This window comes from Paraburkholderia susongensis, assembly GCF_900177725.1.
Lineage (GTDB): Bacteria > Pseudomonadota > Gammaproteobacteria > Burkholderiales > Burkholderiaceae > Paraburkholderia > Paraburkholderia susongensis.
In genome coordinates this window covers 216517-238870 of sequence record NZ_FXAT01000008.1, presented here as the reverse complement: position 1 = coordinate 238870, position 22354 = coordinate 216517, and the positions used below count along the sequence as shown (strand labels likewise).

At 63.6% G+C, this 22354-nt stretch carries 23 protein-coding genes and 2 pseudogenes; 19 read left to right on the top strand and 6 right to left on the bottom strand.

Translation table 11 applies throughout. The annotated features are described in order from the left end of the window. The first annotated feature begins 184 nt into the window (after positions 1-184). The 6 genes and pseudogenes from B9Z01_RS23470 to B9Z01_RS23445 all read left to right on the top strand — a co-directional run bounded on the left by B9Z01_RS23470 (position 185) and on the right by B9Z01_RS23445 (position 6198). Positions 185-1159: a polysaccharide deacetylase family protein gene (locus B9Z01_RS23470; RefSeq protein WP_338047409.1), complete on the top strand. Its 975-nt coding sequence runs from the start codon at positions 185-187 to the stop codon at positions 1157-1159. Next, on the top strand, positions 1156-2469 hold the full coding sequence (locus tag B9Z01_RS23465; protein ID WP_085487439.1) for a glycosyltransferase family 4 protein: 1314 nt from the start codon (positions 1156-1158) through the stop codon (positions 2467-2469). Before B9Z01_RS23470 ends, B9Z01_RS23465 begins: the two co-directional genes overlap by 4 nt. Further along, a complete protein-coding gene (locus B9Z01_RS23460; RefSeq protein WP_244196140.1) occupies positions 2421-3560 on the top strand; it encodes a CgeB family protein in 1140 nt (379 codons plus the stop codon). Before B9Z01_RS23465 ends, B9Z01_RS23460 begins: the two co-directional genes overlap by 49 nt. A 13-nt stretch (positions 3561-3573) precedes the next feature. After that, positions 3574-5049: a glycosyltransferase gene (locus B9Z01_RS23455; RefSeq protein ID WP_085487435.1), complete on the top strand. Its 1476-nt coding sequence runs from the start codon at positions 3574-3576 to the stop codon at positions 5047-5049. A gap of 77 nt (positions 5050-5126) precedes the next feature. Beyond that, complete coding sequence (locus tag B9Z01_RS23450; protein ID WP_420814715.1) at positions 5127-5909, top strand: GNAT family N-acetyltransferase; 783 nt, start codon at positions 5127-5129, stop codon at positions 5907-5909. After that, positions 5840-6198 (top strand): annotated as a pseudogene (locus B9Z01_RS23445) (carboxymuconolactone decarboxylase family protein). Before B9Z01_RS23450 ends, B9Z01_RS23445 begins: the two are co-directional and overlap by 70 nt. A gap of 89 nt (positions 6199-6287) precedes the next feature. Here the strand turns inward: B9Z01_RS23445 and B9Z01_RS23440 are convergent. Together B9Z01_RS23440 and B9Z01_RS23435 are read right to left on the bottom strand one after the other, a co-directional pair. Beyond that, positions 6288-6527, bottom strand: a complete 240-nt coding sequence (locus tag B9Z01_RS23440) for a hypothetical protein (protein WP_085487433.1) — start codon at positions 6525-6527, stop codon at positions 6288-6290. Positions 6528-6736: 209 nt separating this feature from the next. Further along, complete coding sequence (locus tag B9Z01_RS23435) at positions 6737-7423, bottom strand: HAD family hydrolase (RefSeq protein WP_085487431.1); 687 nt, start codon at positions 7421-7423, stop codon at positions 6737-6739. Positions 7424-7555: 132 nt separating this feature from the next. On the opposite strand from B9Z01_RS23435, the gene B9Z01_RS23430 reads away from it, so the two are divergent. From B9Z01_RS23430 to B9Z01_RS23405, 6 genes and pseudogenes are all read left to right on the top strand, one after another. Further along, positions 7556-7873, top strand: a complete 318-nt coding sequence (locus tag B9Z01_RS23430; protein WP_085487429.1) for a YXWGXW repeat-containing protein — start codon at positions 7556-7558, stop codon at positions 7871-7873. 276 nt (positions 7874-8149) lie between these two features. Then, a pseudogene (locus B9Z01_RS23425) lies at positions 8150-8731 on the top strand (RNA polymerase sigma factor); the annotation flags it as partial. After that, positions 8731-9147 (top strand): hypothetical protein, encoded by a 417-nt coding sequence (locus B9Z01_RS23420; protein ID WP_085487425.1) that lies wholly within the window; start codon positions 8731-8733, stop codon positions 9145-9147. The pseudogene B9Z01_RS23425 and the gene B9Z01_RS23420, both read left to right, overlap by 1 nt. Beyond that, positions 9144-9707, top strand: a complete 564-nt coding sequence (locus B9Z01_RS23415; RefSeq protein WP_085487423.1) for a periplasmic heavy metal sensor — start codon at positions 9144-9146, stop codon at positions 9705-9707. The genes B9Z01_RS23420 and B9Z01_RS23415 overlap by 4 nt, the downstream gene beginning before the upstream one ends. 84 nt (positions 9708-9791) lie before the next feature. Next, a complete protein-coding gene (locus B9Z01_RS23410) occupies positions 9792-11408 on the top strand; it encodes a DUF1800 domain-containing protein (RefSeq protein ID WP_085487421.1) in 1617 nt (538 codons plus the stop codon). Between the two features lie 5 nt (positions 11409-11413). Further along, the gene (locus tag B9Z01_RS23405; RefSeq protein WP_085487527.1) at positions 11414-12562 is read left to right on the top strand and encodes a DUF1501 domain-containing protein; all 1149 of its coding nucleotides are present in this window, start codon (positions 11414-11416) and stop codon (positions 12560-12562) included. A 175-nt stretch (positions 12563-12737) separates the two neighbouring features. Here B9Z01_RS23405 and B9Z01_RS23400 read toward each other — a convergent pair whose 3' ends face one another. Together B9Z01_RS23400 and B9Z01_RS23390 are read right to left on the bottom strand one after the other, a co-directional pair. Further along, entirely contained in the window at positions 12738-13280 is a 543-nt protein-coding gene (locus B9Z01_RS23400; RefSeq protein ID WP_085487419.1) for a flavin reductase, read from the bottom strand. 167 nt (positions 13281-13447) lie between these two features. Beyond that, positions 13448-14842 (bottom strand): LLM class flavin-dependent oxidoreductase, encoded by a 1395-nt coding sequence (locus B9Z01_RS23390; protein WP_085487415.1) that lies wholly within the window; start codon positions 14840-14842, stop codon positions 13448-13450. 307 nt (positions 14843-15149) lie between these two features. Between B9Z01_RS23390 and B9Z01_RS23385 the strand changes: the two genes are divergently transcribed. From B9Z01_RS23385 to B9Z01_RS23370, 4 genes are all read left to right on the top strand, one after another. Then, entirely contained in the window at positions 15150-15440 is a 291-nt protein-coding gene (locus B9Z01_RS23385; protein WP_085487413.1) for a nucleotidyltransferase family protein, read from the top strand. A gap of 11 nt (positions 15441-15451) precedes the next feature. Next, on the top strand, positions 15452-15745 hold the full coding sequence (locus B9Z01_RS23380; protein ID WP_476704044.1) for a HepT-like ribonuclease domain-containing protein: 294 nt from the start codon (positions 15452-15454) through the stop codon (positions 15743-15745). Continuing rightward, the gene (locus B9Z01_RS23375; protein ID WP_085487409.1) at positions 15739-16296 is read left to right on the top strand and encodes a recombinase family protein; all 558 of its coding nucleotides are present in this window, start codon (positions 15739-15741) and stop codon (positions 16294-16296) included. The genes B9Z01_RS23380 and B9Z01_RS23375 overlap by 7 nt, the downstream gene beginning before the upstream one ends. A gap of 147 nt (positions 16297-16443) precedes the next feature. After that, on the top strand, positions 16444-17013 hold the full coding sequence (locus B9Z01_RS23370) for a helix-turn-helix domain-containing protein (protein WP_085487407.1): 570 nt from the start codon (positions 16444-16446) through the stop codon (positions 17011-17013). Between the two features lie 125 nt (positions 17014-17138). Here B9Z01_RS23370 and B9Z01_RS23365 read toward each other — a convergent pair whose 3' ends face one another. Further along, entirely contained in the window at positions 17139-17528 is a 390-nt protein-coding gene (locus B9Z01_RS23365) for a BON domain-containing protein (protein ID WP_085487405.1), read from the bottom strand. 391 nt (positions 17529-17919) lie between these two features. Here B9Z01_RS23365 and B9Z01_RS23360 point away from each other — a divergent pair, with 391 nt between their 5' ends. Continuing rightward, positions 17920-18219, top strand: coding sequence for a DUF4148 domain-containing protein (locus tag B9Z01_RS23360; RefSeq protein WP_208626150.1), 300 nt, complete (start codon positions 17920-17922; stop codon positions 18217-18219). A 291-nt stretch (positions 18220-18510) separates the two neighbouring features. Next, positions 18511-19638, top strand: a complete 1128-nt coding sequence (locus B9Z01_RS23355) for a VIT1/CCC1 transporter family protein (protein WP_085487401.1) — start codon at positions 18511-18513, stop codon at positions 19636-19638. A gap of 34 nt (positions 19639-19672) precedes the next feature. On the opposite strand, the gene B9Z01_RS23350 is transcribed toward B9Z01_RS23355, so the two are convergent. Then, positions 19673-20737 (bottom strand): GlxA family transcriptional regulator, encoded by a 1065-nt coding sequence (locus B9Z01_RS23350; protein ID WP_085487399.1) that lies wholly within the window; start codon positions 20735-20737, stop codon positions 19673-19675. Between the two features lie 358 nt (positions 20738-21095). On the opposite strand from B9Z01_RS23350, the gene B9Z01_RS23345 reads away from it, so the two are divergent. After that, positions 21096-22340 carry a sarcosine oxidase subunit beta family protein gene (locus tag B9Z01_RS23345; RefSeq protein ID WP_085487397.1) on the top strand — a complete coding sequence of 415 codons (1245 nt, stop codon included), beginning with the start codon at positions 21096-21098 and terminating at the stop codon, positions 22338-22340. Positions 22341-22354 lie beyond the last annotated feature (14 nt).

Genomic DNA, 22354 nt, shown 5'->3' with positions numbered 1-22354 from the left:
AAGCGTCCCGACCAATCCTATTCAACGCCTGGCGGCTGAACTTCGGTTGCTGGCTGCCCGTTCGCTCGCTTGAACGCAATGCGGGGCAACGTGCCGACGGAATCGCAATGCATACATCGTGCCGCTGGACCGTAGGACTGGCGAGCGAGCTGGAGTGGAAGGCGTTGCTTAAATTGAACTGATAATGATGTACAAGAATCGTTATGCGATGTTGACGGTCGATACGGAGGCGCTCCCCAAGCGCGCGCCGCACGATCACGTCAAGCGGCTCATGTGGGGCGTGCACGACCGCGGTACCGCGGGGATTCGTGAGATGGCCGAGATCGGCGATGAGTTCGGCGTCAAGCATGTGTACTTCGTCGATCAATGCGGCCCCTGGTCGTATCTCGACGAAACGCGCGAGGTCGTACGTTGGCTCGACTCGGTCGGGCAGGACGTGCAACTGCACACGCATCCCGAGTATTTGCCCGATTCGTTCTGGGCTGAGCACGGGTTGGATCGCCGGCCCCAATACATGAACCAATATACCGACGATGCGCGCGCCGAATTCGTCATCAAGTATTTTGGCGATCTGATTTCCGAGCAGACGGGCAAGCCGGTGCTTGCGCATCGTGCAGGTTCATTTCGGTGGAATGCGTGCACGATACGTGCGCTGGAAGCTGCAGGCATACCGTTGTCGTTCAATAACTCGATGTGCGCCGTGCACGCAACTCAATGCTTGTTCAGTGAGCCCACGAACCATCCGTTTGCCTGGTCCAATGGCGTGATCGAAGTACCGATGACGGAGAAGAAGATCCTGCCGAAGGTCGGCAAGGACGAGTGGTGGGCGCGCCTCACGTACCCGGAATCACCGTATTTCCGGTTTCGTCCGTGGTGGGGAAAGCTGCTTTTCGACGCATTCAGCGGCAGTCCGATGTTCTCGATTTTCCTGCTGCATTCGTGGTCGCTGCTCTACTGGGACGAAAAGGGCTACGCGACGTATCGCGATGACCAGCGCGTCGAGGGCTACCGCAAGCTGGTGTCACGTCTGACGAAAGACTACGATGTGATCACGACCGCCGAGTTTCTCGATCTGCACGCGCGCGGCCGCATCAAGACGGCGAAGACGGTCGATCTCGCTCATGCGGAGATCAAGCCGCAGGGGAAAGCGCGAGCATGAGCGGCCTACTCAATTCTCTGCAGACGTTCGTGACCGAGCCCTACCTCGGTTTCAGCCGATGGCTCACCGTCCGGGCGCTGGAGCACAAACTGAAACGCTCCGCGAATACACGGGCGTTCCAGGCGGGTTCGCCGAACCTGCTTTACGTGGCCGCAAGCGCATTGCCGTACCACACGAGCGGTTACACCACGCGCACGCACGAAATCATCCGTGCAATGCGATCGGCTGGCGGCAGCGTGCATGCGTTGACGCGTCCGGGCTATCCGTTTGATCGCGTCGACCGTTTGCGCGATGCCGAGGGCGACGAAACACAGGTTGGAGAAGTGCGCTATCGGCACGTAGCCGGACCGGCCAACAACCGTCCGGTGCTGCTTTATGCAATGCAAGCCGCACGCGTGCTGGCGCAGTGGGCGAAGCAGCATCGAGTGTCGGTGATTCACGCGGCGTCGAATCACGTCAATGCGTTGCCCGCACTGTTGGCCGCGCGGCAATTGGGCATCCCTTTCCAATACGAAATGCGTGGCTTGTGGGAACTCACGCGCATTTCGCGTCTGCCGCATTTCGAGGGACGTCAAGGGTTCAGGCAAGGTCTGGAATTGGAAGGCCTGGTCGCACAGCACGCGGACCGTGTCTTCGTGATTTCGGAGCAACTGGGTCGCTTCGCTCGTGAGCGCTGGGGCATTGCGGAAGAACGGATGTTTCTGCTGCCCAATTGCGTGGAGCCCGAGCGGTTTGCAATGATCACGCCACGCGAACTCGAACCGAACACGATAGGCTACGCGGGTTCGTTGATGGGCTACGAAGGCCTCGATACGCTGATCGACGCGGTGGCGCAACTACGTGCACGCGGCGCGCAGCCGAACGTGATGATCATCGGCGACGGCGAAGCGCGTGCGGCGCTTGAAGCGCAGGTGCAGCGCCTCGGCTTGTCGGAGCAGATCCGCTTTTTGGGCCGCACGTCGCCACAACAGGCGCATGAGGCGTTGAGCCGTTGCGCGCTCGTGTGCATTCCGCGCAAACCGTTCAAGGTTTGCGAGATCGTGCCGCCCATCAAGCTCGTCGAGGCGATGGCGATGGGTAAACCGGTCATCGTGCCCGACCTGCCGGTGTTCCGCGACGAAATGGGCGCACGCCCCGCAGGCTGGTTCTTCAACGCGGGCGACGCGGCGGATCTCGCGCGCGTGATCGAAACGGCATTGGCCGATCGCACGGCGCTCGCCGCGCTCGGCGAGCGAGCAAAAGAATACGCGACCACGCGGCGTTGCTGGCGCGATTTTGTCATCGAGGCACTACCCAAGAGTGCGGGGTGAGGGGAATGGTTGGCAGAGTCATTAGAAGGCTGGGTTCACTGGTCTACGACTATCCGAAAGTATCGGAAGATGTCGAACGGGCCGGCCGCTTTGGCCGGCTGAAGATTGCGCTCGTCACGGACTATTTCACGGCAGACTGTCTATCCGCCGAATGCCGTGTGCGCGTGATGACGCCGTCGAATTACCGCGACGTCATCGGCTACTGGAAGCCGGACCTGGTGCTCGCCGAATCGGCCTTTCACGGCGTGAATGGAAGCTGGCGCTATGAACTGGCGAAGCAGCCAAAAATGCTTCGCCTCACGAAGCCAAAGGCGATTTTTCATCTGGTCGATTTCGCGCGCAAGGCCGGAATTCCCACGGTGTTCTGGAACAAGGACGACGGTCCGTTCTTCGAAGCGTTCATCGACGTGGCGAAGGCGTTCGATTACGTCTTCACGACAGACGAAGAATGCCTCGAACGCTATCGCCGGCAAGTGCCCGCGCATGTGCCTGTGAATACGCTGGTTATGCCGTTTCAGCCGGCTTTTCACAGCTTCACAGGCTTCAATTTCACGCGCAACGAAGTCTGTTTTACGGGCAGTTATTACCGCCGTATTCTGAATGAGCGGCGCCGTTTTCTCGACATGGTGTTCGAGATCTGCGAGCACAACCAGATGCCACTCAATGTGTTCGACCGGAACCACGACCGGCTATCGCGCCATCTCGAGTTCCGCTTTCCGAAGACGAGCCAGATGCGCCTGCACGGCAAGGTGCCGCACCGCGAGACAGCGAACGTCTACAAGTCGCACGTGGTTTCTCTCAACGTGAATTCGGTCACGAGTTCAGAAACCATGTTTTCTCGCCGCCTGCTTGAGATTCTGGCGTGCGGGGGCATTGCGGTAACGAACCCGAGCCGTGCCGTGGATCGCTATTTCCGCGATTTCTGCCACGTTGTGAATACTTACGAAGAGACGCGTGATCTGTTAGCACGACTGCGTCACGGACCGTCGCAGGATGATCTCGATCGTGCCGAAGCCGGTGCGAAATATGTGCGAGAGAACCACACCTGGGCACAGAGGTTAGAGCAAATCAGTGCGGTCGTGAAGTTGTGAGGAGTTGATCGCTATGCCAACGTTGCTGTCCTGGTTTTGCCAGGCAATATTCCTCGTTGTAGTCGTCTACTTCGCGCTGTACGTGCTCCTTGAACTGCGGGTCTTTCTGATTTCGCGAAAAGTGGAGCGACGCAAACTGACCGAGCTCGCGCATTCGGCGGACGAAGCCGACATCGAGCGCTGGCCGTCAGTGAGCGTACTGCTGCCCATCTACAACGAATCCGAGGTGGTGGAGCGGTTGATCGACGCCGCTTGTCGCCTGCGTTATCCGTCGCAATTGCTCGAAATTCTGGTGCTGGACGATTCGTCGGACGGCACCACCGAACTCGCGCGCCGGAAAGTCGAGCATTACGCTGCGCAGGATTTCGATATTCGTCTGCTCAGGCGGCGCGACCGCAAGGGCTACAAGGCCGGCAATCTGGTCAACGGCATTCAGCAGTCGCGTGGAGAATTCTTCGCAATTTTCGATGCGGATTTCGTGCCACCCGACAACTTTCTACTGAAGACCGTTCCTTGTTTCAGAGATCCCAAACTGGGATTTCTGCAAACGGGCATCGGTTACGAAAATCGCGACGTGTCATTTCTCACGCGCTTCCAGGCGATGGAGATGGGCCATCAACAATACGTGACGGTCGGCCTGAGCGAAGATGGCGACATGGCATCGCTTAGCGGCAGTTCGTGCGTATGGCGCAAGGTGTGCGTTGATGCGCTGGGTGGCTGGAATGCATCGACGGTGACAGAAGATGTCGACCTCGGCTACCGCGCACAATTCGGCGACTGGAAGTACGCTTATTTGCGCGACGTGGTGTCGATGTCGGTGCTGCCCGAGACCATCAGCGCATATCGCATTCAGCGCGAGCGTTGGGGGCGTGGCCTGATTCATAGCGCCTTCAAGCACCTCAAGCAGATGCTGCTGCAGCGTATGCCGTTGATGAAGCGCATGCATGCGATTTCCGTAATGTTTTCCTCGGTGCTGCTTGCGTCGATTTATGTGCTGATATTGCTGAGTTTGCCGCTCATGTACCTCGTGCATTTCGACAGCGTGGGCATGCAGTGGGGGGCGCTCGCATTCTTCAGCCTCGTTGCGCTTTGGGGTATGGAAAACGCATTTGCCGCACGCAGGGGAGCGCGATTCAATAGCAAGCCGAATGCCCTGAAAGCACTGTGGGATACCTACCGATATATCGCGATGTTCCTGCCGATGGCTTGGTATTACTTCGTCGGCGGTGTGCGCGCATTGCTTGGCGTGCACGGCGATTTTCACCGCACGCCGAAGGGCAAGGACGGCTATCGCGCCATCGTGCCGCGTATCAACTCCGTGTTGCTCGCGGGCGAGATTTTCACGTTCCTCTATTCGGCACTAGCGGTTTGGGTGGGGTTTCAACACGGGAATTACTTCCTCATTCCACTGGACGTGACCGTGTGCGTCGGCTTCGGGATGGTGATCTACTGGTCGTGGCAGGAGAGACAGGCGCATAAGCGCGTGTAGGCAGGCGAAAATCCCATATTACTACGGTTGCCGTGGCGCAAAGTCGCTGCCATCGAATCAGGATATCGAGCATGACGATGAATTCCGTCTCCGCAAATACGAAACCGGACACGGCGCAGGAACTTGCGACCGCATCTCCCTGCTTGTCGTTTCGCCCGGCGCGTGCGAGTGATGCGACTGCGTGCGCACCGCTCGTGTTCGCCTCGGGCGAGCACGAGTTCGAGTTTTTTATCGGTGTACCGGCTCATCAATGCATTGCGTTTCTGGAGCACGCGTTTGCGCTCTCTGGCGGACGCTTTTCGTGGCGGCGCCACGAAGTTGCCGTCGATGCGCGTGGCCGGATCGTAGCCGTTCTCGCGGCCCACGACGGCCGCCGCATACTGAGTGACGACCCGCACGTCGTCTGGACGCTGCTGCGCTACTTTGGCCCGCTGCGCGCGGTACCGATGCTGTTGCGCGGCCTCGTGCTCGAAACCGAGCTGCCGAAGCCAAAGCGCGCGCAGACGCTTGTTGCGCATTGTGCGACGCTAGCCGAAGCGCGCGGCACGGGCGTTTTTTCCGCGTTGTTCAAACATGCAATCCGCAGTGAGGTCGCACACCAGCACGGCCTTGAGACGGCAGACCGCGAGATAGTGCTTGACGTGCTCGTGAGCAATTCGCGTGCGGCAGCGCTTTATCACCGACTAGGCTTCGTCGATTTGCCGCGCCGCAAGCCGCGTTCGCCGCGTCTGCCCACGGAACTGGAATCGGTGCGTATGCGCTTCGATGCGGGCGCACATGCTGCGCCCGCATCGAAGCGCGACCCGAAGTCAAAGCCGTCTACGACGACATCAAAGCGCCCCACCAAGTCGACGACGTGAACAACTTCTGGAGGTACATCGCGGAGCATCCTCCGACGCTCGCTCGCAGGTGGGAGTCAGAAGGACGTGATGGCTCCCGACGCGCTCGATCTACTGATGAAGGAACTGCTATATGTCACGATCAGCGTGACGAACAACTGTGGCTGCGTCGCGAGCCATACGGCCGCGGCAAGACGTCGACATGACCGACGAGATGTTCGGTGAATTGCTCGCAGTCGTTGGAATGGCGAACGAAACGACCCGGTTCGCGGTCGGATATCGTGTACCGATCGATCCGGCTTTCGAATAAACGCATGAAATGCGCGATGCAGCCAGGTCACACCAACCCTGGCCGCATGCCAGATTGCGCCGTTCAGCGAAGCGGCGCGAGGCGTCGCTCTACAGCGGCACGATGTGGCCAGGCTGCGGATGGCAGACCGGGGTGTAGACCGGCCCGCAGCCGAAGTGCACCGGCGGGCAGGGGTTGTAGTGCGGCGGGTAGCAAACCGGCGGCTTGCTACCCTGGCATGACGGCGAGCTTTCGCGCGTGAAGCACGAGCTGCCGCCGCGCATGGACTGTGCAACGGCGTGGTCGAGTTCGTCGCAGCGCGACAGGTCGGTGAGGGTCAAGGTGGTCATGATGAATCTCCGGCAACGTTGGCTGGGTATCGAGCGCGCCAATGCTTTGCGCTCGGGCGTTCCAGCTGCACGCAACATGCCATGCGGCGCAATTCAACGCCCGTGCCGGTTCGAGCGTTGATCGACTGCATCTGCGCACCCGCAAACTGATCGCCGTCGGCCAACTTGCGGCAGGCCGGTGTCGTTCAACCGCCAACACGTCGGCGCGATCAGCGCGTGACCCATCCTGCGAGCAATGCGGGCAACTCGGCCATCTCCCGGAATACGTGCACCGCCCCCGCACCATGCAACGCGGTCGCGCTGCTGTGCCCAAGCTCCACCGGGCAATAACCAAACACAGTCGCGCCAGCCGCGACACCCGCGGTGGCGCCCGTCACCGTGTCCTCGATCACCGCACAGCGTTTCGGATCCACGCCAAGCCCCGCGGCCGCGGCGAGATAGACATCAGGAAACGGCTTGCTGCGCGGCGTTTCGTGACCGCTGTAGATGCGCCCCGCAAAGCAGTCGAGAATGCCGGCCTTTGCGAGCTGCAATTCGACCTTGACGCGGTCCGCACCCGATGCGACCGCAATGCGTCCGTCGAGCGTCCGATGCAGCGCGCGCACTGCGGCGGGCGCGCCGTCGATCGCCTGTAACTCGTTATCGAGCGCCGCGTTGCGCCGCGCGCGAAACTGCTTGAGCCAGTCGGCGGTGATCGCGAAGCCGGTGCGCGCCTCGATCAGCGGGGCTTCGTCTCTGACGGTCTTGCCGACGAAAATGCGCATCGTCTCTTCGACACTCAGGTGCCAGCCCAGCTCGCCGAGCATCTCGGTGAGCACGCGGTTCGTGATGGGTTCGGAGTCGACAAGCACGCCGTCGCAGTCGAAGAGCACGGCATCGAAGGGAAAATCGGCCATTGGGCAGGTAGGAATAAAGGTCAGGAAGCCACCAAGAATACCTCAGCGGCTCACGCGACGGATTTCTGCCGCTGCTGCGTTAAAGAGAAAACGGGGCCGTTCCTGGCCCCGGCCTCTCAGGGAGATACCGACATGACCTCGAACCGGACGGTCCGTCTGATGAATGCCACGCTCGCCGCCGCGTTGTGCTGCGCCGCCACGTTGACGGCCGCGCCCGCCTTCGCCGAAGTGATCATCGCGCCCATGGCGCCGCCGCCACCGCGCGTCGAAGTCGTACCCGCGCCGCGTGCGGGCTATGTGTGGGATCAGGGCCGCTGGCGCTGGGCGCACGGCCGTTACGTGTGGGCGCCGGGGCACTGGCAGCCGGTTCGCGTCGGCTATCACTGGGTGCCCGGGCATTGGGCGCAGCGCGGTCCAAGCTGGCGCTGGGTCGAAGGGCATTGGGCCTGAGCCGCGCATGAGTGACGCGTGTGCCGCGTATTCGAACAACGTGCTGCGCGTTTGCCGACGCGAAGCCTCATTCAGTCACCGAACCAGGTTTGCGATGAAAACGCTCGTGATGATTCTGCTGGCCGTCTCGCTCGCCGGCTGTGTGGTGTACCCGGCGCGGCCGGCCTATTACCGGCCGGCGGTCGTCGTATATTGATCGGGTTGGCGGTACAAGGAGCGGCGGCAAGTGAATGACCTTCATCCCGTGAGACGGTCCACGCAGGTACGCGTCAGGTCGCGATGGAGCCCCTCGCCTTGAGCGAAGCCCCACACGATCCCGATGCCGAGCTGGTCGCGCAGGTCGGCCGCGAGGAACCCGGCGCGGTTCGCTCGCTCGTCGCGCGCAAGCTGCCGCGGCTGCTCGCGCTCGCCACGCGCATGCTCGGCGATCGCATGGAGGCGGAGGATGTCGCGCAGGAGGTGTTCGTGCGAATCTGGAAACAGGCGGCGCGCTGGCGTGAGGGCGAAGCGAAATTCGACACGTGGATGCATCGCGTCGCGCTCAATCTTTGCTACGACCGTCTGCGCGGCCAGCGCGAAGACCCGTGCGACGAGTTGCCCGACACGGCCGATCCCGCCGCGCCGCCCGAGGCCCGGCTCGAAGTGCGCGCCGAACACGCGCGGGTTCGCGCGGCGCTCGCCGCATTGCCGGCACGCCAGCGCGAGGCGCTCGTGCTGACCTATTACCAGGAGATGTCGAACATCGACGCAGCGGCCCTGATGGGCGTCAGCGTCGATGCGCTGGAAAGTCTGCTGGCCCGTGCGCGCCGCAATCTGCGCGCTCAACTGGCCGGCAGCGGCCTTACTAAGGACAACTAATGACGCCCGAAAGATTTCATCAGATCGTTGCGGCGTACGGCGCCGATGCGCGCCGCTGGCCGCCGCACGAACGCGCGGCGGCGCAGGCGTGGGCGCAGTCGCATCGTGCCGAAACCGACGCCGCGCTTACGGACGCGGCCGGTATCGACGCGTGGCTCGCCGCCGACGAGGTCGAGCCGCCCAGTCCCGATCTGCAGCGGCGCATCGTCGAGCGCGCGCCGGTGCGCCGGCCGCTCGCGCGCGGGCGCTGGTGGTGGTCCGGCGCGGCGGTCGCCGGCGTCGGGCTGCTCGGCGGCGTGGCCGGCGCATTCGCGGTGTCGTTCTTCGTGCTGACCGAAAACGCGCCGGTCATTCATGAATCTTCTTATCTGACTTCGAGCTTCGGTGGCACGGCCGCCGATTGGAGCGGCGAATGAACGGACGGTCGTGGAAATTTGCGCTGCTGGGCTCGGTCATGCTCAACGTGTTCCTGCTCGGCGCGATTGCGGGCGGCGCGTATCAATGGTTCGCGGCGCATGGCGCAGGCCAGCCGGCGGTGGCACAACAGCGCGCGCTGCGCTTTGCCGCCGAACCGTTGCCGGCCGAGCGGCAGCAGGCCTTTATCGAAGGTCTGAAAAACGCGCGCCGCGAAGGGCGGCAGTATGCGCGCGAGGGCCGTGAGGGACGTCGCGAGGTGTTGCGTCTGCTGGCGGCGCCGCAGTTCGATCGCGCGGCGCTCGATGCCGCGCTCGCGCGCACGCGCGCGGCAGACAGCAGCCTACGTGCGCTGGTGGAGGCGAGCGTCGCGGATTTTGCGGCGACGCTCTCGCCCGAAGAACGGGTCGAGTTTGCCGACAGCCTCAAGCTGCGCGGACAGTGGCGCGAAGCGCAGCCTGTACCGAACGCGAAGAACCGGGCAAACGACAAGAGTCAGACGAATGCGCCGGCGAGTGTTCCGGCCAATGCGGCGCCGGCCGACGCGGCATCGGACGACTGAAAAAAACGTGGATTGCCGCGACGGATTGCAACGCTTCGATCGTTTAACGGACATGCAGAGGTATCCAACGCCGACGAGGATCGCATGACCTACTCACCGAACCTGAATGCGGCGGCGGTCGCACTGAACCGCTTCGGTCTCGGCGCGCGCGCTGACGACGCGCCGCCCGCCGATCCGAAAGGCTGGCTAATCGCGCAGTTCGAGCAGTATCAGCCGCGGCCGGCTGCGTGGGCGAGCCAGCCCGATTCGGTGGCGTTGTCGACGGAACTCATGCAACTGCGCATGCAGATCAATCAGCAGGTGAAGCGCAACGCGGGCGAGGGGACCACTATCGCCAGTCACGCAGGCAACCCGGCAGCCGATAACACCGGCAATTTTGCAGGCAACAACGCAGCCAACCGCGCGGCCACGAACCCGGCCGCGAGCCAGAGCGAAGCCCAGAGCAGCGACCCCACTGCGAAGCAAGCCGAACGCAAGGCGCTGCGCGCCGAAATACTCGGTCTGTACCGATCATCGGTGAATGCGCGCGTCGCGAGCGCACTGACCACCTCGACGCCTTTCGTCGAGCGGCTCGTGCATTTCTGGGCGAACCACTTCGCGGTGTCGACGGAAAAGCCCGGCGTCGCCGTACTCGCCGGTTCGTTCGAAGCGGAAGCGATCCGCCCGCACGTGCTCGGCCGTTTCGAGGACATGCTGGTGGCCGTCGAGCGTCACCCGGCGATGCAACTGTTTCTCGACCAGACCCGCTCGGTCGGACCGGACAGCATGGCCGCGCTGCGCGCCGCGCAACGCAACCCGGAAAACAAACGCGGGCTCAACGAGAATCTCGCGCGCGAGATCATGGAGCTGCATACGCTCGGCGTGCGCAGCGGCTATAGCCAGGACGACGTGACCGAATTCGCCCGCGCGCTGACCGGCTGGACCCTCGCCGGCAATCCGGCCCGCGCGGGCGCGAATGCAGTGAGCAATGCCAATGCCAATGCCAATGCCAATGCTATTGCCAATGCCGGTCGCCGCGCACCCGGGCAGGACGCCGAGCCCGGCAGCTTCGTGTTTCGTCCGGCGCTGCACGAGCCCGGCGCGCGCACGATCATGGGACGCCGCTACGACGAGCCCGGCGAGCAGCAGGCACTCGCGATCCTGATCGATCTCGCGAATTCGCCGGCCACCGCGCAGCATGTCGGCACGAAGCTCGCCCGTCATTTCGTCGCCGATAATCCGCCGCCCGGCGTGAGCGAGCGTCTCGCCGCCGCGTTCGAGCGCAGCGGCGGTGATCTGCCGACCGTTTATCGCGCGCTGATCGACATGCCGGAGGCCTGGGCGCCGCAGGCGGTGAAGTTCAAGACGCCGTGGGAGTGGACCATTTCGTCGATGCGCGGACTCGGCTGGCAAGACCTCGGCAATCTGCAGAGCGCGCCGATTTTCACGCAGCTCGGCCAGCCCGTGTGGCGCCCGGGTTCGCCCGCGGGCTACGACGATATCGCCGCGAGCTGGGCCGCGCCCGATGCGCTCGTGCGCCGCGTCGAAGTCGCGCAACGTTTCGCGGCGCGTGTCGGCGACCGGCTCGATGCGCGCACGCTCGGTCACACGCTGCTCGCGGGCTCGCTCAGCGAGCCGACGGCGAGCGCCGTGTCGCGCGCGGAAAGCGCATCGACGGCGATCGCGCTGTTGCTCGTGTCGCCCGATTTTCAACGGAGATGAACGCCATGCTGTCACGCCGTCAATTTCTCGGCGTCGCCGCCGCCGGTGCCGGCGCGATGCTCGTCTCGCCGTGCATTGTGTTCGCGCACGTCGCGACCGATCGCCGCTTCGTGTTCGTGATCCAGCGCGGCGCGGCCGATGGTCTGAACATCGTCGTGCCGTACGCGGAACCGGCTTATGCGACGTTGCGCGGCGCGCTCGCGATCGACACGTCGAATGCGCCGCGTCTGAACGGCACGTTCGCGCTGCATCCGTCGCTCGCGCAGATCGCGAAGATGTATGCGGACCGCGAGGCGCTGTTCGTGCACGCGGTGGCTTCGCCGTATCGCGACCGCTCGCACTTCGACGGACAGAACGTGCTCGAGACCGGCGGTACGTCGCCGTATCAGATGAAGGACGGTTGGCTCAACCGGCTCGCCGCGCAATTGCCGGCTACGCGCGAAACCGCGATCGCGTTCGCGCCGACCGTGCCGATGGCACTGCGCGGCCCGGCGGCGGTCACGTCCTATGCGCCGTCGGCCTTGCCGCAGGCGCCCGACGATCTGCTCGCGCGCGTCTCGCAACTCTACGAACAGGACGCGCAGTTGCGCCCGCTTTGGGAATCGGCGATGGCCGCGCGCGGTCTCGCCGGCGACGCGGGCGCGCGTCAGGACCCGGCGAGCCTCGGCAAGCTCGCGGCGAGTTTTCTGTCGCGCGACGACGGTCCGCGCATCGCGATGATCGAAACCGGCGGCTGGGACACGCACAGCGCGCAGAACGCGCGCCTCGCGAATCAGTTGAAGGCGCTCGACACGATGCTCGCCGCGTTGCGCGACGGTATGGGCGCGTCGTGGAGCAAGACCACGGTGCTCGTCGCGACCGAATTCGGCAGGACCGCCGCCGCGAACGGCACGGGTGGCACCGATCACGGCACCGGGTCGGTCGCGATGCTGCTGGGCGGTTCGGTACGGGGTGGCCGCGTGATCGCGGACTGGCCGGGGCTCGCGCCGCATCAGTTGTACGAGGCGCGCGATCTGAAGCCGACCGCGTCGCTCGATGCGCTGATTGCGGGCGCGGCCGGTGAAAGTCTCGGGCTCGACCCGGAGCGTACCGCGGCCGCGCTGTTCGGACGAACGATGGCGGCGCGGCCGCTGACCGGTGTGGTGCGCGCCTGATGAGGCAGCGGCTGCAATCGCCGCGTCTATTCAGCCAGAACTGAAGCAGTGCGAAATATTTGGCGTGCCGATTGTGCCGATTGTGCCGATTGTGCAGGTTCTGCAACGAACGCATGGGCTGGCGTGTCGATCGCCGCGGCGAGCAACCTGACTTGCCCGCGCTGCGGCAAATGAATCAGCATGCCGACCTCGCTGCGCACACACTCGCCGCCACCGCCTGCGACGCATGCACCGAACGCTCGCCGACACGATGATAGCGGCGGCCGTAGTAGATCAACGCATCGCCCTCGGTCTGCGTGCGCGCGGCCTTCACCGCGCAGAAGAACACCGTGTGCGTGCCGACTTCGGTAACTGATTCGATCTCGCAGTCGAGCGAGGCGAGCGCGTTGCGCAGCACCGGCGCGCCGGTCGCGAGGCTGTCCCATTGCGCGGCGGCGAAGCGTTCATCGATCGCGAGCGCGCTCGTTGCGAAGTGCGCCGCGAGCGCCTGCTGTTCCGCGCTCAGCACGTTCACGCACAGCTTGCCGTTCTCGCGGAATGCCGCGTTGTTGCGGCTGCTGCGGTTGATGCAGACGAGCAGGGTAGGCGGCTCGTCGGTCACGCCGCAGACGGCCGACGCGGTGCAGCCCGCGAGACCCGCCGCGCCGTCGCTCGTGATGATGTTGACGGCCGCGCCAAGACCGGCCATGGCGTCGCGAAACGTGTTCTTGTCAACCATAGGTGCCTCTTCTGAAAAGTCCTGCCGCCGCCGGATCGTGATACGAGTGATACGAGTAATGCGGGTGATACGAGCGATGCGGGCGCTGCAAGCCGCGCGCATCATGCGCATGGCTCGCATGACGCCAGCGGCACGAATCGAAAGCGCCGAAAACCTGCGTCGCGGCGTTAGCCTCGCGCATCGTCAATCGGCGCCGCCGCGCAGGCCGGCGAGCGGAAGCGCGCCGCCGTGTGGTTTTCCGGCAGACGAGCATGACCGAACAGCTTTTCACGCAACGTGCCGTCGCGATACGCGCGCTTGTACGCGCCGCGTTCCTGCAGCAGCGGCACGACCAGTTCGATGAAATCGTCGAAGCATTCGGGCACGACGGTGCGCGACAGATTGAAACCGTCCACGCCGGTTTCCTCGGTCCATGCGATCAGCTCGTTCGCGATTTTTTCGGCCGAACCGACGAGCGGCTGCTGACGGCTGCCGAGCACCATCTGTTCGAGCAGCTTGCGTTTGGTCCATTGCGGACCGGCGGCGCGTGTCATCGCTTCGACGTTCGACACGATCGCCTGGCTCTTGCCGGTTTCGATCGGCTCGTCGAGGTCGTAGCGCGCGAAGTCGATGCCAAGCGACGCCGCCGCATGCACGAGCGCGGCCTCCGAACTCACGTAACGCCGGTACTCCTCGTACTTGTCCTCGGCCTCGCGATCGGTGCGGCCGGTAATCACGGTCTGGCCGAGCAGCACCTTGATGTCGTCGGCGCGGCGGCCGCCCGCGACCGCGTGCGCGCGGATGTCGTCGACGATCGCCTTGACCGCGGGCTTCGCCTGGCCGTTCACGAACACGCATTCCGCGTGTGCCGCCGCGAACTGCTTGCCGCGCGCGGAGGAGCCGGCCTGGTAGAGCACCGGCGTGCGTTGCGGCGACGGTTCGGCGAGATGCATCGCGTCGACGCGGTACTGCTTGCCGTGGTGATGGATCACGTGGACTTTCGACGCGTCCGCATAGACGCCGCGCGCCTTGTCGCGCAGCACCGCGCCGTCTTCCCAGCTGCACTCCCACAGCTTGTAGACGAGCTCCATGTATTCGTCGGCGAGGTCGTAGCGGTCGTCGTGCGCCATCTGGCCGGTGAGGCCGATCGCGCGCGAGGCGCTGTCCAGATAGCCGGTCACGATGTTCCAGCCGACCCGGCCGCGCGTCAGATGATCGAGCGTCGACATGCGCCGCGCGAACAGATACGGCTGCTCGACCGACAGATTCGACGTGACGCCGAACGACAGATGCCGCGTGACAGCGGCCATCGCCGGAATCAGCAGCGTCGGATCGTTGACAGGCACCTGCACGGCGCCGCGGATCGCCGCATCGGGGTTGCCGCCGTAGACGTCGTAGACGCCCACCACGTCGGCGAAAAAGATGCCGTCGAACAGGCCCGCTTCGAGCTTGCGCGCATAGTCGGTCCAGTACTGCAGGTCCGTGTAGCGCGCGGACTGGTCGCGCGGATGGGTCCATAGGCCTTGCTGGATGTGGCCTACGCAGTTCATGTCAAATGCGTTGAGAACGATTTCCTTCGGCATGGTGTGTTCCGGCTGGGATGGGCGAGTTCGAGCGGTGGTTCAGTCTCGTTGCGAACGGGATTCGGACGATGGGTCGAAAGACCTTGCCGTGTCCATTCGTTCAATATAGTGGACGAAAAATTACTATGCAAGACATTGTTGGCGGATGGGGTTGCTGGCTTGCTGGTGGGAGTCGGGCTGGACTGTGCATCGGGCTGGTTCGGCGCGGCAAGGGGGAATCAAGGCATTGCAATTCTCGAAAATAGTTCTTGAAACCCCATTCTTGATTACATACCATCTCAATGAGTTTCGATAAGGAAGGGTGACCATGCGACCGTCCGTTGCGCTTGACATGAAACGAAGCGCGGTGCGCGAAGCGGCAGGCCGCTTCCGTATCGCGAATCCGCGCGTCTTCGGCTCGGTGCTGCATGGCACCGACCAGGACGGCAGCGATCTCGATCTGCTGGTCGATGCACTGCCGGGTGCCACGCTGTTCGACCTGGGCGGTCTGCAAGACGAACTGGAATTACTGCTTGGTGTCCATGTCGATCTGCTGACTCCGGCGGATCTGCCGCCGAAGTTCAGGGCCAAGGTGCTCGCGGAGGCACAGCCGGTATGAGCGAGAGCCGCTTGTCCGACTACCTCGGCCACATGCAGCAGGCTGCGACGGATGCGGTCAGCTTCGTGGAAAACATGGGGCAAAACGGCTTCCTCGAGGACAAGCGTACTCAGCAAGCCGTCATCATGAGCCTCATCATCATCGGTGAAGCGGCCACGAAGGTGATGGATGGCTACGCCGACTTCACTCACGCGCATCCCGAGGTGCCTTGGCGCAGCATGCGCGGCATGCGCAATCGCATCGCCCACGGCTACTTCGACATCAACCTCGAGGTGGTGTGGAACACTGGATTCAAATCATGTTGATCGGCTATGCCCGTGTCTCGGCGCAAGACCCAAACCTCGAATTGCAACGCAAAGCCCTGGCCAACGCTGGATGTCAGAACGTCTTCGAGGACAAGGTGAGCGGCACGCGTGCCGATCGTCCCGGCTTGGCCTGTGCCCTTGAATTACTGCGCGAGGGAGACACCCTGGTCGTCTGGAAACTGGATCGGCTGGGCCGTAGCGTCAAGCAACTGATCGATCTGGTCAGCGAGTTGCATAAGCTGGGTGCCCAGTTCAAGAGCCTCACCGACGCTATCGACACCGGTACACGGTCGGGCAGGTTCTTCTTTCACGTTATGGCCAGCCTGGCCGAGATGGAGCGCGAGCTGACCGTCGAGCGCACCCGCGCCGGGCTCGAGGTCGCCCGACAACTCGGCCGCAAGGGCGGACGCAAGCCCAAGATGACCGACAGCAAAATCGAGTCAGCCAAAAAGCTGTTGGCCAGTGGCGTGCCGCCCAAGGACGTGGCCAAAAACCTCGGCGTGTCCATTCCGACGCTTTACCGCTGGCTGCCGGCCTCCGCTCATGCTTAGCGTACTTTGCGATCCGTTTTCTGAGACGATCCCCTCGAGACCCGCTGGTCCATCGCCCATTCACGCACGATGCGCATGAACGGCGGCTGGCGGCGCCAACGCATCGATATAATCTGGCGGAACTCACTTTGTTGCGATGACCTAACCATGTCCGAATCCTCCGCCATCGATCTGACCCAGGCGATTTCCGCGCGCGTGAAGACCGAGCGCGAGGCGCGCAACTGGTCGTTGAGCGAACTGGCGGAGCGCTCCGGCGTGTCGAAGGCGATGATCAGCAAGATCGAGCGCGGCGAGGCGAGTCCCACGGCGACTGTGCTCGGGCGGCTGTCGGGCGCGTTCGGGCTAACGTTGTCGACCTTGCTCGCGCTCGCCGAGCAGACCGGCGAGCGGCTCGTGCGCCATGCCGATCAGGCGCTCTGGCAGGATCCGGAAACCGGCTATACGCGCCGGCGCGTTTCGCCGCCCACGGGTGGCGTGCTCGAATTGCTCGAGATCGAACTGCCGCCGGGTGTGAAGGTGCCTTATCCGTCGGATGCCTTCGTGTTTCAGCATCAGCAGATCTGGGTGATGCAAGGAGTACTGACTTTCCGCGAGGGCTCGCAGACGTACCGGCTCGAAGCGGGGGATTGTCTGCAGCTTGGTGCGCCGGTCGAGTGCGAGTTCTTCAATGCCGGCGATGAGGTGTGCCGTTATGTCGTCGGGCTGGTGCGGCGCTGAGCGTCACAGATAGCAGGACGGCGGTCGGCGCCGCGTGCCGCGAGGCTCGCAACGCTAACCGCCGTCAGTTGATCAAAGGACGCTTGAACAGAACGGTTCGAATGACGAAAACCGTTGCCTGGCGCTCAACCCCCACCGCCGTTTCCACCGCCGCCGCCGGAGCGCACGCCGAGCGTGATGCGGTTAGCCACCGACGTCACGCCGGGAACGCCTTTCGCTACGTCGGCCGCCTGCTGGATCTGTCCGCCTTGGGGCACCGATCCGGTCAGTGTGACCGCGCCGCCGCGCGCCCGCACGAACACGTTCGACACATTGAAGCCCGGCGTTCTCGCGAGCGCGCGCCGTACTTCGCGGCCCAGCTTGCGATCCGCCTGACGCGTCGCTTTGGCATTCGTGGCCGGCGCCGCCGCGTTGTTGGCGGGGGCCATGGCGTCGCTCGCCTGGGCATAGGCGCTGGATGCGGTTGCCACACACAATGCAATACCAAGCGCTTTCAAAAGGTTGACTGTTTTCACGTTTTCACCATCCTCGAGGAGTTGATGTCGCTTCGTTGCATCTGAAAAGAACGGTGCGCTTTCGAGCAGGTCTTGACTCTGGGAACCGCCTGTCTTGTATAGGGATGTCGCTGCGGCGTTTCCGGCGCGCTTAAACAATACTCCAGCCAACGCGCCCATGCTAAAAAAATAGGGGTTGGGGTGATGTAACAAATATACAGACCCCGCTAGGGAAAACACCTGGATCGATATAGCAACGCCCCTCGCCATCAACGCTTCCAATCCCACAATCTGCGATTTGCCTGTAAGCTGGAGTTAGCGGGTGCGTGAAAAAGCGCAATCCGGCTTGGTGAACCACGATTCGCAGATGGGCTTCAGCACTATTGCCAACTCTCCAGAGGGGATATCAGTTATGAAGAGCTTCGCCATTAAACGGATCATGCTTGGAATCTCGGTCGCCGCACTGCTGGCCGGCAACATTCCACTTGCAGTCGCGCAGAACGACGCCACCGCTCAGCCGGACACGAGCACCGCGAAGCCGACCAAGGCCGAGCGCAAGGCGGCCCGCAAACAGGCTCGCGCGAAGAAGAACGCCGAGCTGAAGAAGCTCGAAGACGCGGGCTACCAACCGTCGCAAAACGATCCGAATTATCCGAACAAGCTTCAGCAGGCCGAGAAGAAGGCCGGGGTCGGCGCGGGCGCGAGTCAGTAGCGCCAAGATAGACCGCCCGGCGCGCTCGTCCTGACCCAGGGGCGCCGGGTGTTATCAATCTCTTCGCTCATCCGTCATATCACACCACGCATTTCACGCATACCACGCATATCACGCGATATTCGCGTTGAACCCGCGAACCGCATCCTCCACTGTCTTCGCATTGCCGCTCGAATGAGGATGCGAACGGTAGCGTTTCTCGCTCATCCCATGCTTTAGGGCCTTTCCGATCCGGAGGCCTGAATCGGTTACGCTTTGCCGTCAGCAACGCAGCCCGCCGGGCACAAGATCATGGCAACAAAGCATGAAGTGAAGCGCTACAAGGCGAATCTCTCCGACGAACTCCACAGTGCCGCTCTCTACGAGACGCTCGCGAATGTCGAAAAGGACGAGACCCGCAAGCAGGTCTATCACGATCTCGCCCAGTCCGAGCACAGTCACGCGCAGACCTGGGCCGACAAACTCAGGGCGAACGGCGTCGAGCCGAAGGGCGAAGGCCGTGCGCTAAAAACGCGTCTCATGAAGGGGCTCGTGCGCCTGTTCGGCGCGGACTTCGTGCTGCCCACGCTCGCCGCCGCCGAGTACGCCGACCGCAACAAATATCAGGGCCAACAGGACGCGGGGCGCATGTCGGCCGATGAGCGTCATCACGCGGCCGTGGTGCAGGCGCTCGCGCGCGACGGCGATGCGCATCTGCCGCCGGGCGCGCGCATCGCCGCGGCGGAGTCGTGGCACAAGGGCGCCGCGTCGGGCAATGATCTGCGCGCGGCCGTTCTCGGCGCGAACGACGGTCTCGTGTCGAACTTCTGCCTGATCATGGGCGTGGCGGGCGCGGGCACCGGCAACAAGGCGATCCTGCTGACGGGGCTTGCCGGGCTCATCGCGGGTGCATGCTCGATGGCGCTCGGCGAATGGCTGTCGGTCACGAATGCGCGTGAACTCGCAAGCACGCAGATCGCGAAGGAGGCCGAAGAGATCGACGAGCAGCCCGAAGCGGAGGAGCACGAGCTTGCGCTGATCTACCGCGCGAAAGGGCTCGACGCCAATGAGGCAAAACGCGTGGCCTCGCAGATGATGCGCGACAAGGACAAGGCGCTCGACACGCTCACGCGGGAAGAACTCGGACTCGACCCGGCGGAGTTGGGCGGCAATCCGTGGTCGGCGGCGGGGGTGTCGTTCTGTCTTTTCTCGGCCGGCGCGATTTTTCCGGTGATGCCGTTTCTCTGGACTCACGGCGTCAGCGCGATCGTGCAGTGCGTCGTGCTGAGCATGCTTGCGCTCGCGTCGATCGGCGTGTTTACGTCGTTGTTCAACGGACGCAGCGCGGGCTTTTCCGCGTTGCGCCAGATCGTCATCGGCCTGATCGCGGCGGCGTTTACGTTCGGCGTCGGGCGGCTGCTGGGCGTATCGATTTCCTGAACACGCGAAGCAGGTTCGCGCCGGATGCGCATGCTCAAATGGCCCGCGCCCGCCCCGGAAACGTTTCGTCGTAAATCAGTTCATGCCGCGCTTGCGCTGCCACCGTGCCGCGCTGCTCGCGATACATGATCGGCGGCAGGCCGAACTGCTTGCGGAATTCGCGGCCCAGATGCGATGCGTCGGAAAAGCCGCAACTCGATGCGATATCGGCGACGGTCTTGTCCGAACTCGTCAGCAGCCATGCGGCTGTGCGCAGACGCACCTGCTTTGCGTAAGCCTGCGGCGCCTTGCCGGTCTGCGCCTTGAAGAGCCGCTCGAGCTGACGCGGCGACAGATCGAGCGGCAACGGGCGTCCCACGTGCTGCTCCATCAACAGAATCGCGCGCTTGATCTTCGGATGCGTGGCCGGAGCGAGACCCGGCGGATGCGGCTGCGGCGCGTCGTCCTTGTGCAGCTCGTCGACGAGCAGGATGCGCAGCGCCTTTTGCACCGTCGCGGTTTCGAAGTGACGCAGCAGGATCGCGGCGGCCACGTCGATCGACGCGCGGCCGCCCGAGCAGGTGATGCGCCGCCGGTCGATCACGAACATGCGGTCGGCGACGAGCGCTTCTTCATTCACCGATGGAAAGCGCTCGATGAAATCCCAGTAATGAAACCAGCTCACGCAGATGCGGTGGCCGCCGAGCACGCCCGCGCGCATCAGCGAGAACACGCCGGTGCAGATGCCGACGAGCGTTGCCTCGCTCGCGGCGGCGCGGCGGATGAACGCGAGCGTCGTCTCGCTCGCGGCCGGCCCCGCGTGCAGCAGCCCGCCGACCACGACGATGTAGTCGAACGGCTCGGCGCACTCGAAGGTTTCCCACGGCGCGATTTCGATGCCGCAACTCGCACGCACCGGCGCGAGGGTTTCCCCGATCACGCTCCACGAGCAGCGCACGGGCTTGCTGAAATCGCCTTCGTCGGCGGACAGGCGCAGTAAATCGACGAAACCCGAGAACGCCGTCAGCGTGAAGTTCGGCAGCAGGATGATGCCGAAGCGGATGCGCTGCTTCGAGGGGCTGTCGGGCGATTGCAGGGGATGCGGCTCTGCGGGGTTCATGCGCGCGGCGGGTCGGCGAAAGGGAATGGAAATGGAAACGGAAAAGAAAACGTAAGTTAAAGCGGTGGCAGCAAGCATAGCACCGCGGACCCGGCGGACCGGTGGCCAGAATTGCGGTGTCCGCCTGAAAATACACCGACTGCGACACCGCACCGCGGCGCTACATCGTGGCACTGCACGCGACGCGCAGCGCACAACCATAGTCCGTTCCAGAGCCCGCTTGACGCAGCCATCCCATTGCGATGCCGTTTTTATTCTATCGATCCCGCTTGCGGTACGGTGCAATATCGGCACGCCGCCGCGACAGCCCGATCGGAGCGCCGCGGCGCGCGAACCACAACACCGCCTGGGACACACGATGAGCCGCTATTCGATATTCAGCCTGCTGCGCAACGGGATGTCGTATCACGAGAACTGGGAGCGGCAGTGGAAAAGCCCCGCGCCCAAGAGCGAATACGACGTCGTGATCGTCGGCGGTGGCGGACATGGTCTCGCGACCGCGTATTACCTCGCGAAAGAGCACGGCGTGCGCAATGTCGCGGTGCTCGAGAAGGGCTGGATCGGCGGCGGCAATACCGCGCGCAATACGACCATCGTGCGCTCGAATTATTTGTGGGACGAATCGGCCGCGCTCTACGAAAAAGCGATGAAGCTGTGGGAAGGGCTCGCGCAGGATCTGAACTACAACGTGATGTTCAGCCAGCGTGGCGTCATCAATCTCGCGCATACGCTGCAGGAAGTGCGCGACACGCAGCGCCGCGTGAACGCGAACCGCCTGAACGGTGTCGATGCCGAATTCCTTACGCCCGCGCAGATCAAGGAGATCGAGCCGGCGATCAATCTGCATAGCCGCTATCCGGTGCTCGGCGCGTCGATCCAGCGGCGCGGCGGCGTCGCGCGGCACGACGCGGTGGCCTGGGGCTTCGCGCGCGGCGCGGACCAGGCGGGCGTCGATATCGTGCAGAACTGCCAGGTCGTCGGCATTCGCCGCGACGGCGGCCAGGTGAGCGGCGTCGATACGACGAGGGGTTTTATCCGCGCGAAGAAAGTCGCGGTGGTCGCGGCGGGCAATACGTCGACACTCGCCGACATGGCCGGCGTGCGCCTGCCGCTCGAGAGCCATCCGTTGCAGGCGCTCGTCTCGGAGCCGATCAAGCCGGTCGTCAATACGGTCGTGATGTCGAATGCGGTGCACGCGTATATCAGCCAGTCCGACAAGGGCGATCTCGTGATCGGTGCGGGCATCGATCAGTACACCGGGTTCGGACAGCGCGGCAGCTTCCAGATCATCGAAGGCACGCTCGCGGCGATCGTCGAAATGTTCCCGGTGTTTTCCCGCGTGCGGATGAACCGGCAGTGGGGCGGCATCGTCGACGTATCGCCGGACGCGTGCCCGATCATCAGCAAGACCGATGTGAAGGGACTTTATTTCAACTGCGGCTGGGGCACGGGTGGTTTCAAGGCGACGCCCGGCTCCGGCTGGGTCTACGCGTACACGATCGCGAGGGACGAACCGCATCCGCTGAACGCGCCGTTTTCGCTCGAGCGTTTCTATACCGGCCATCTGATCGACGAGCACGGCGCGGCCGCCGTCGCTCACTGATGCTGCGCGCTAAA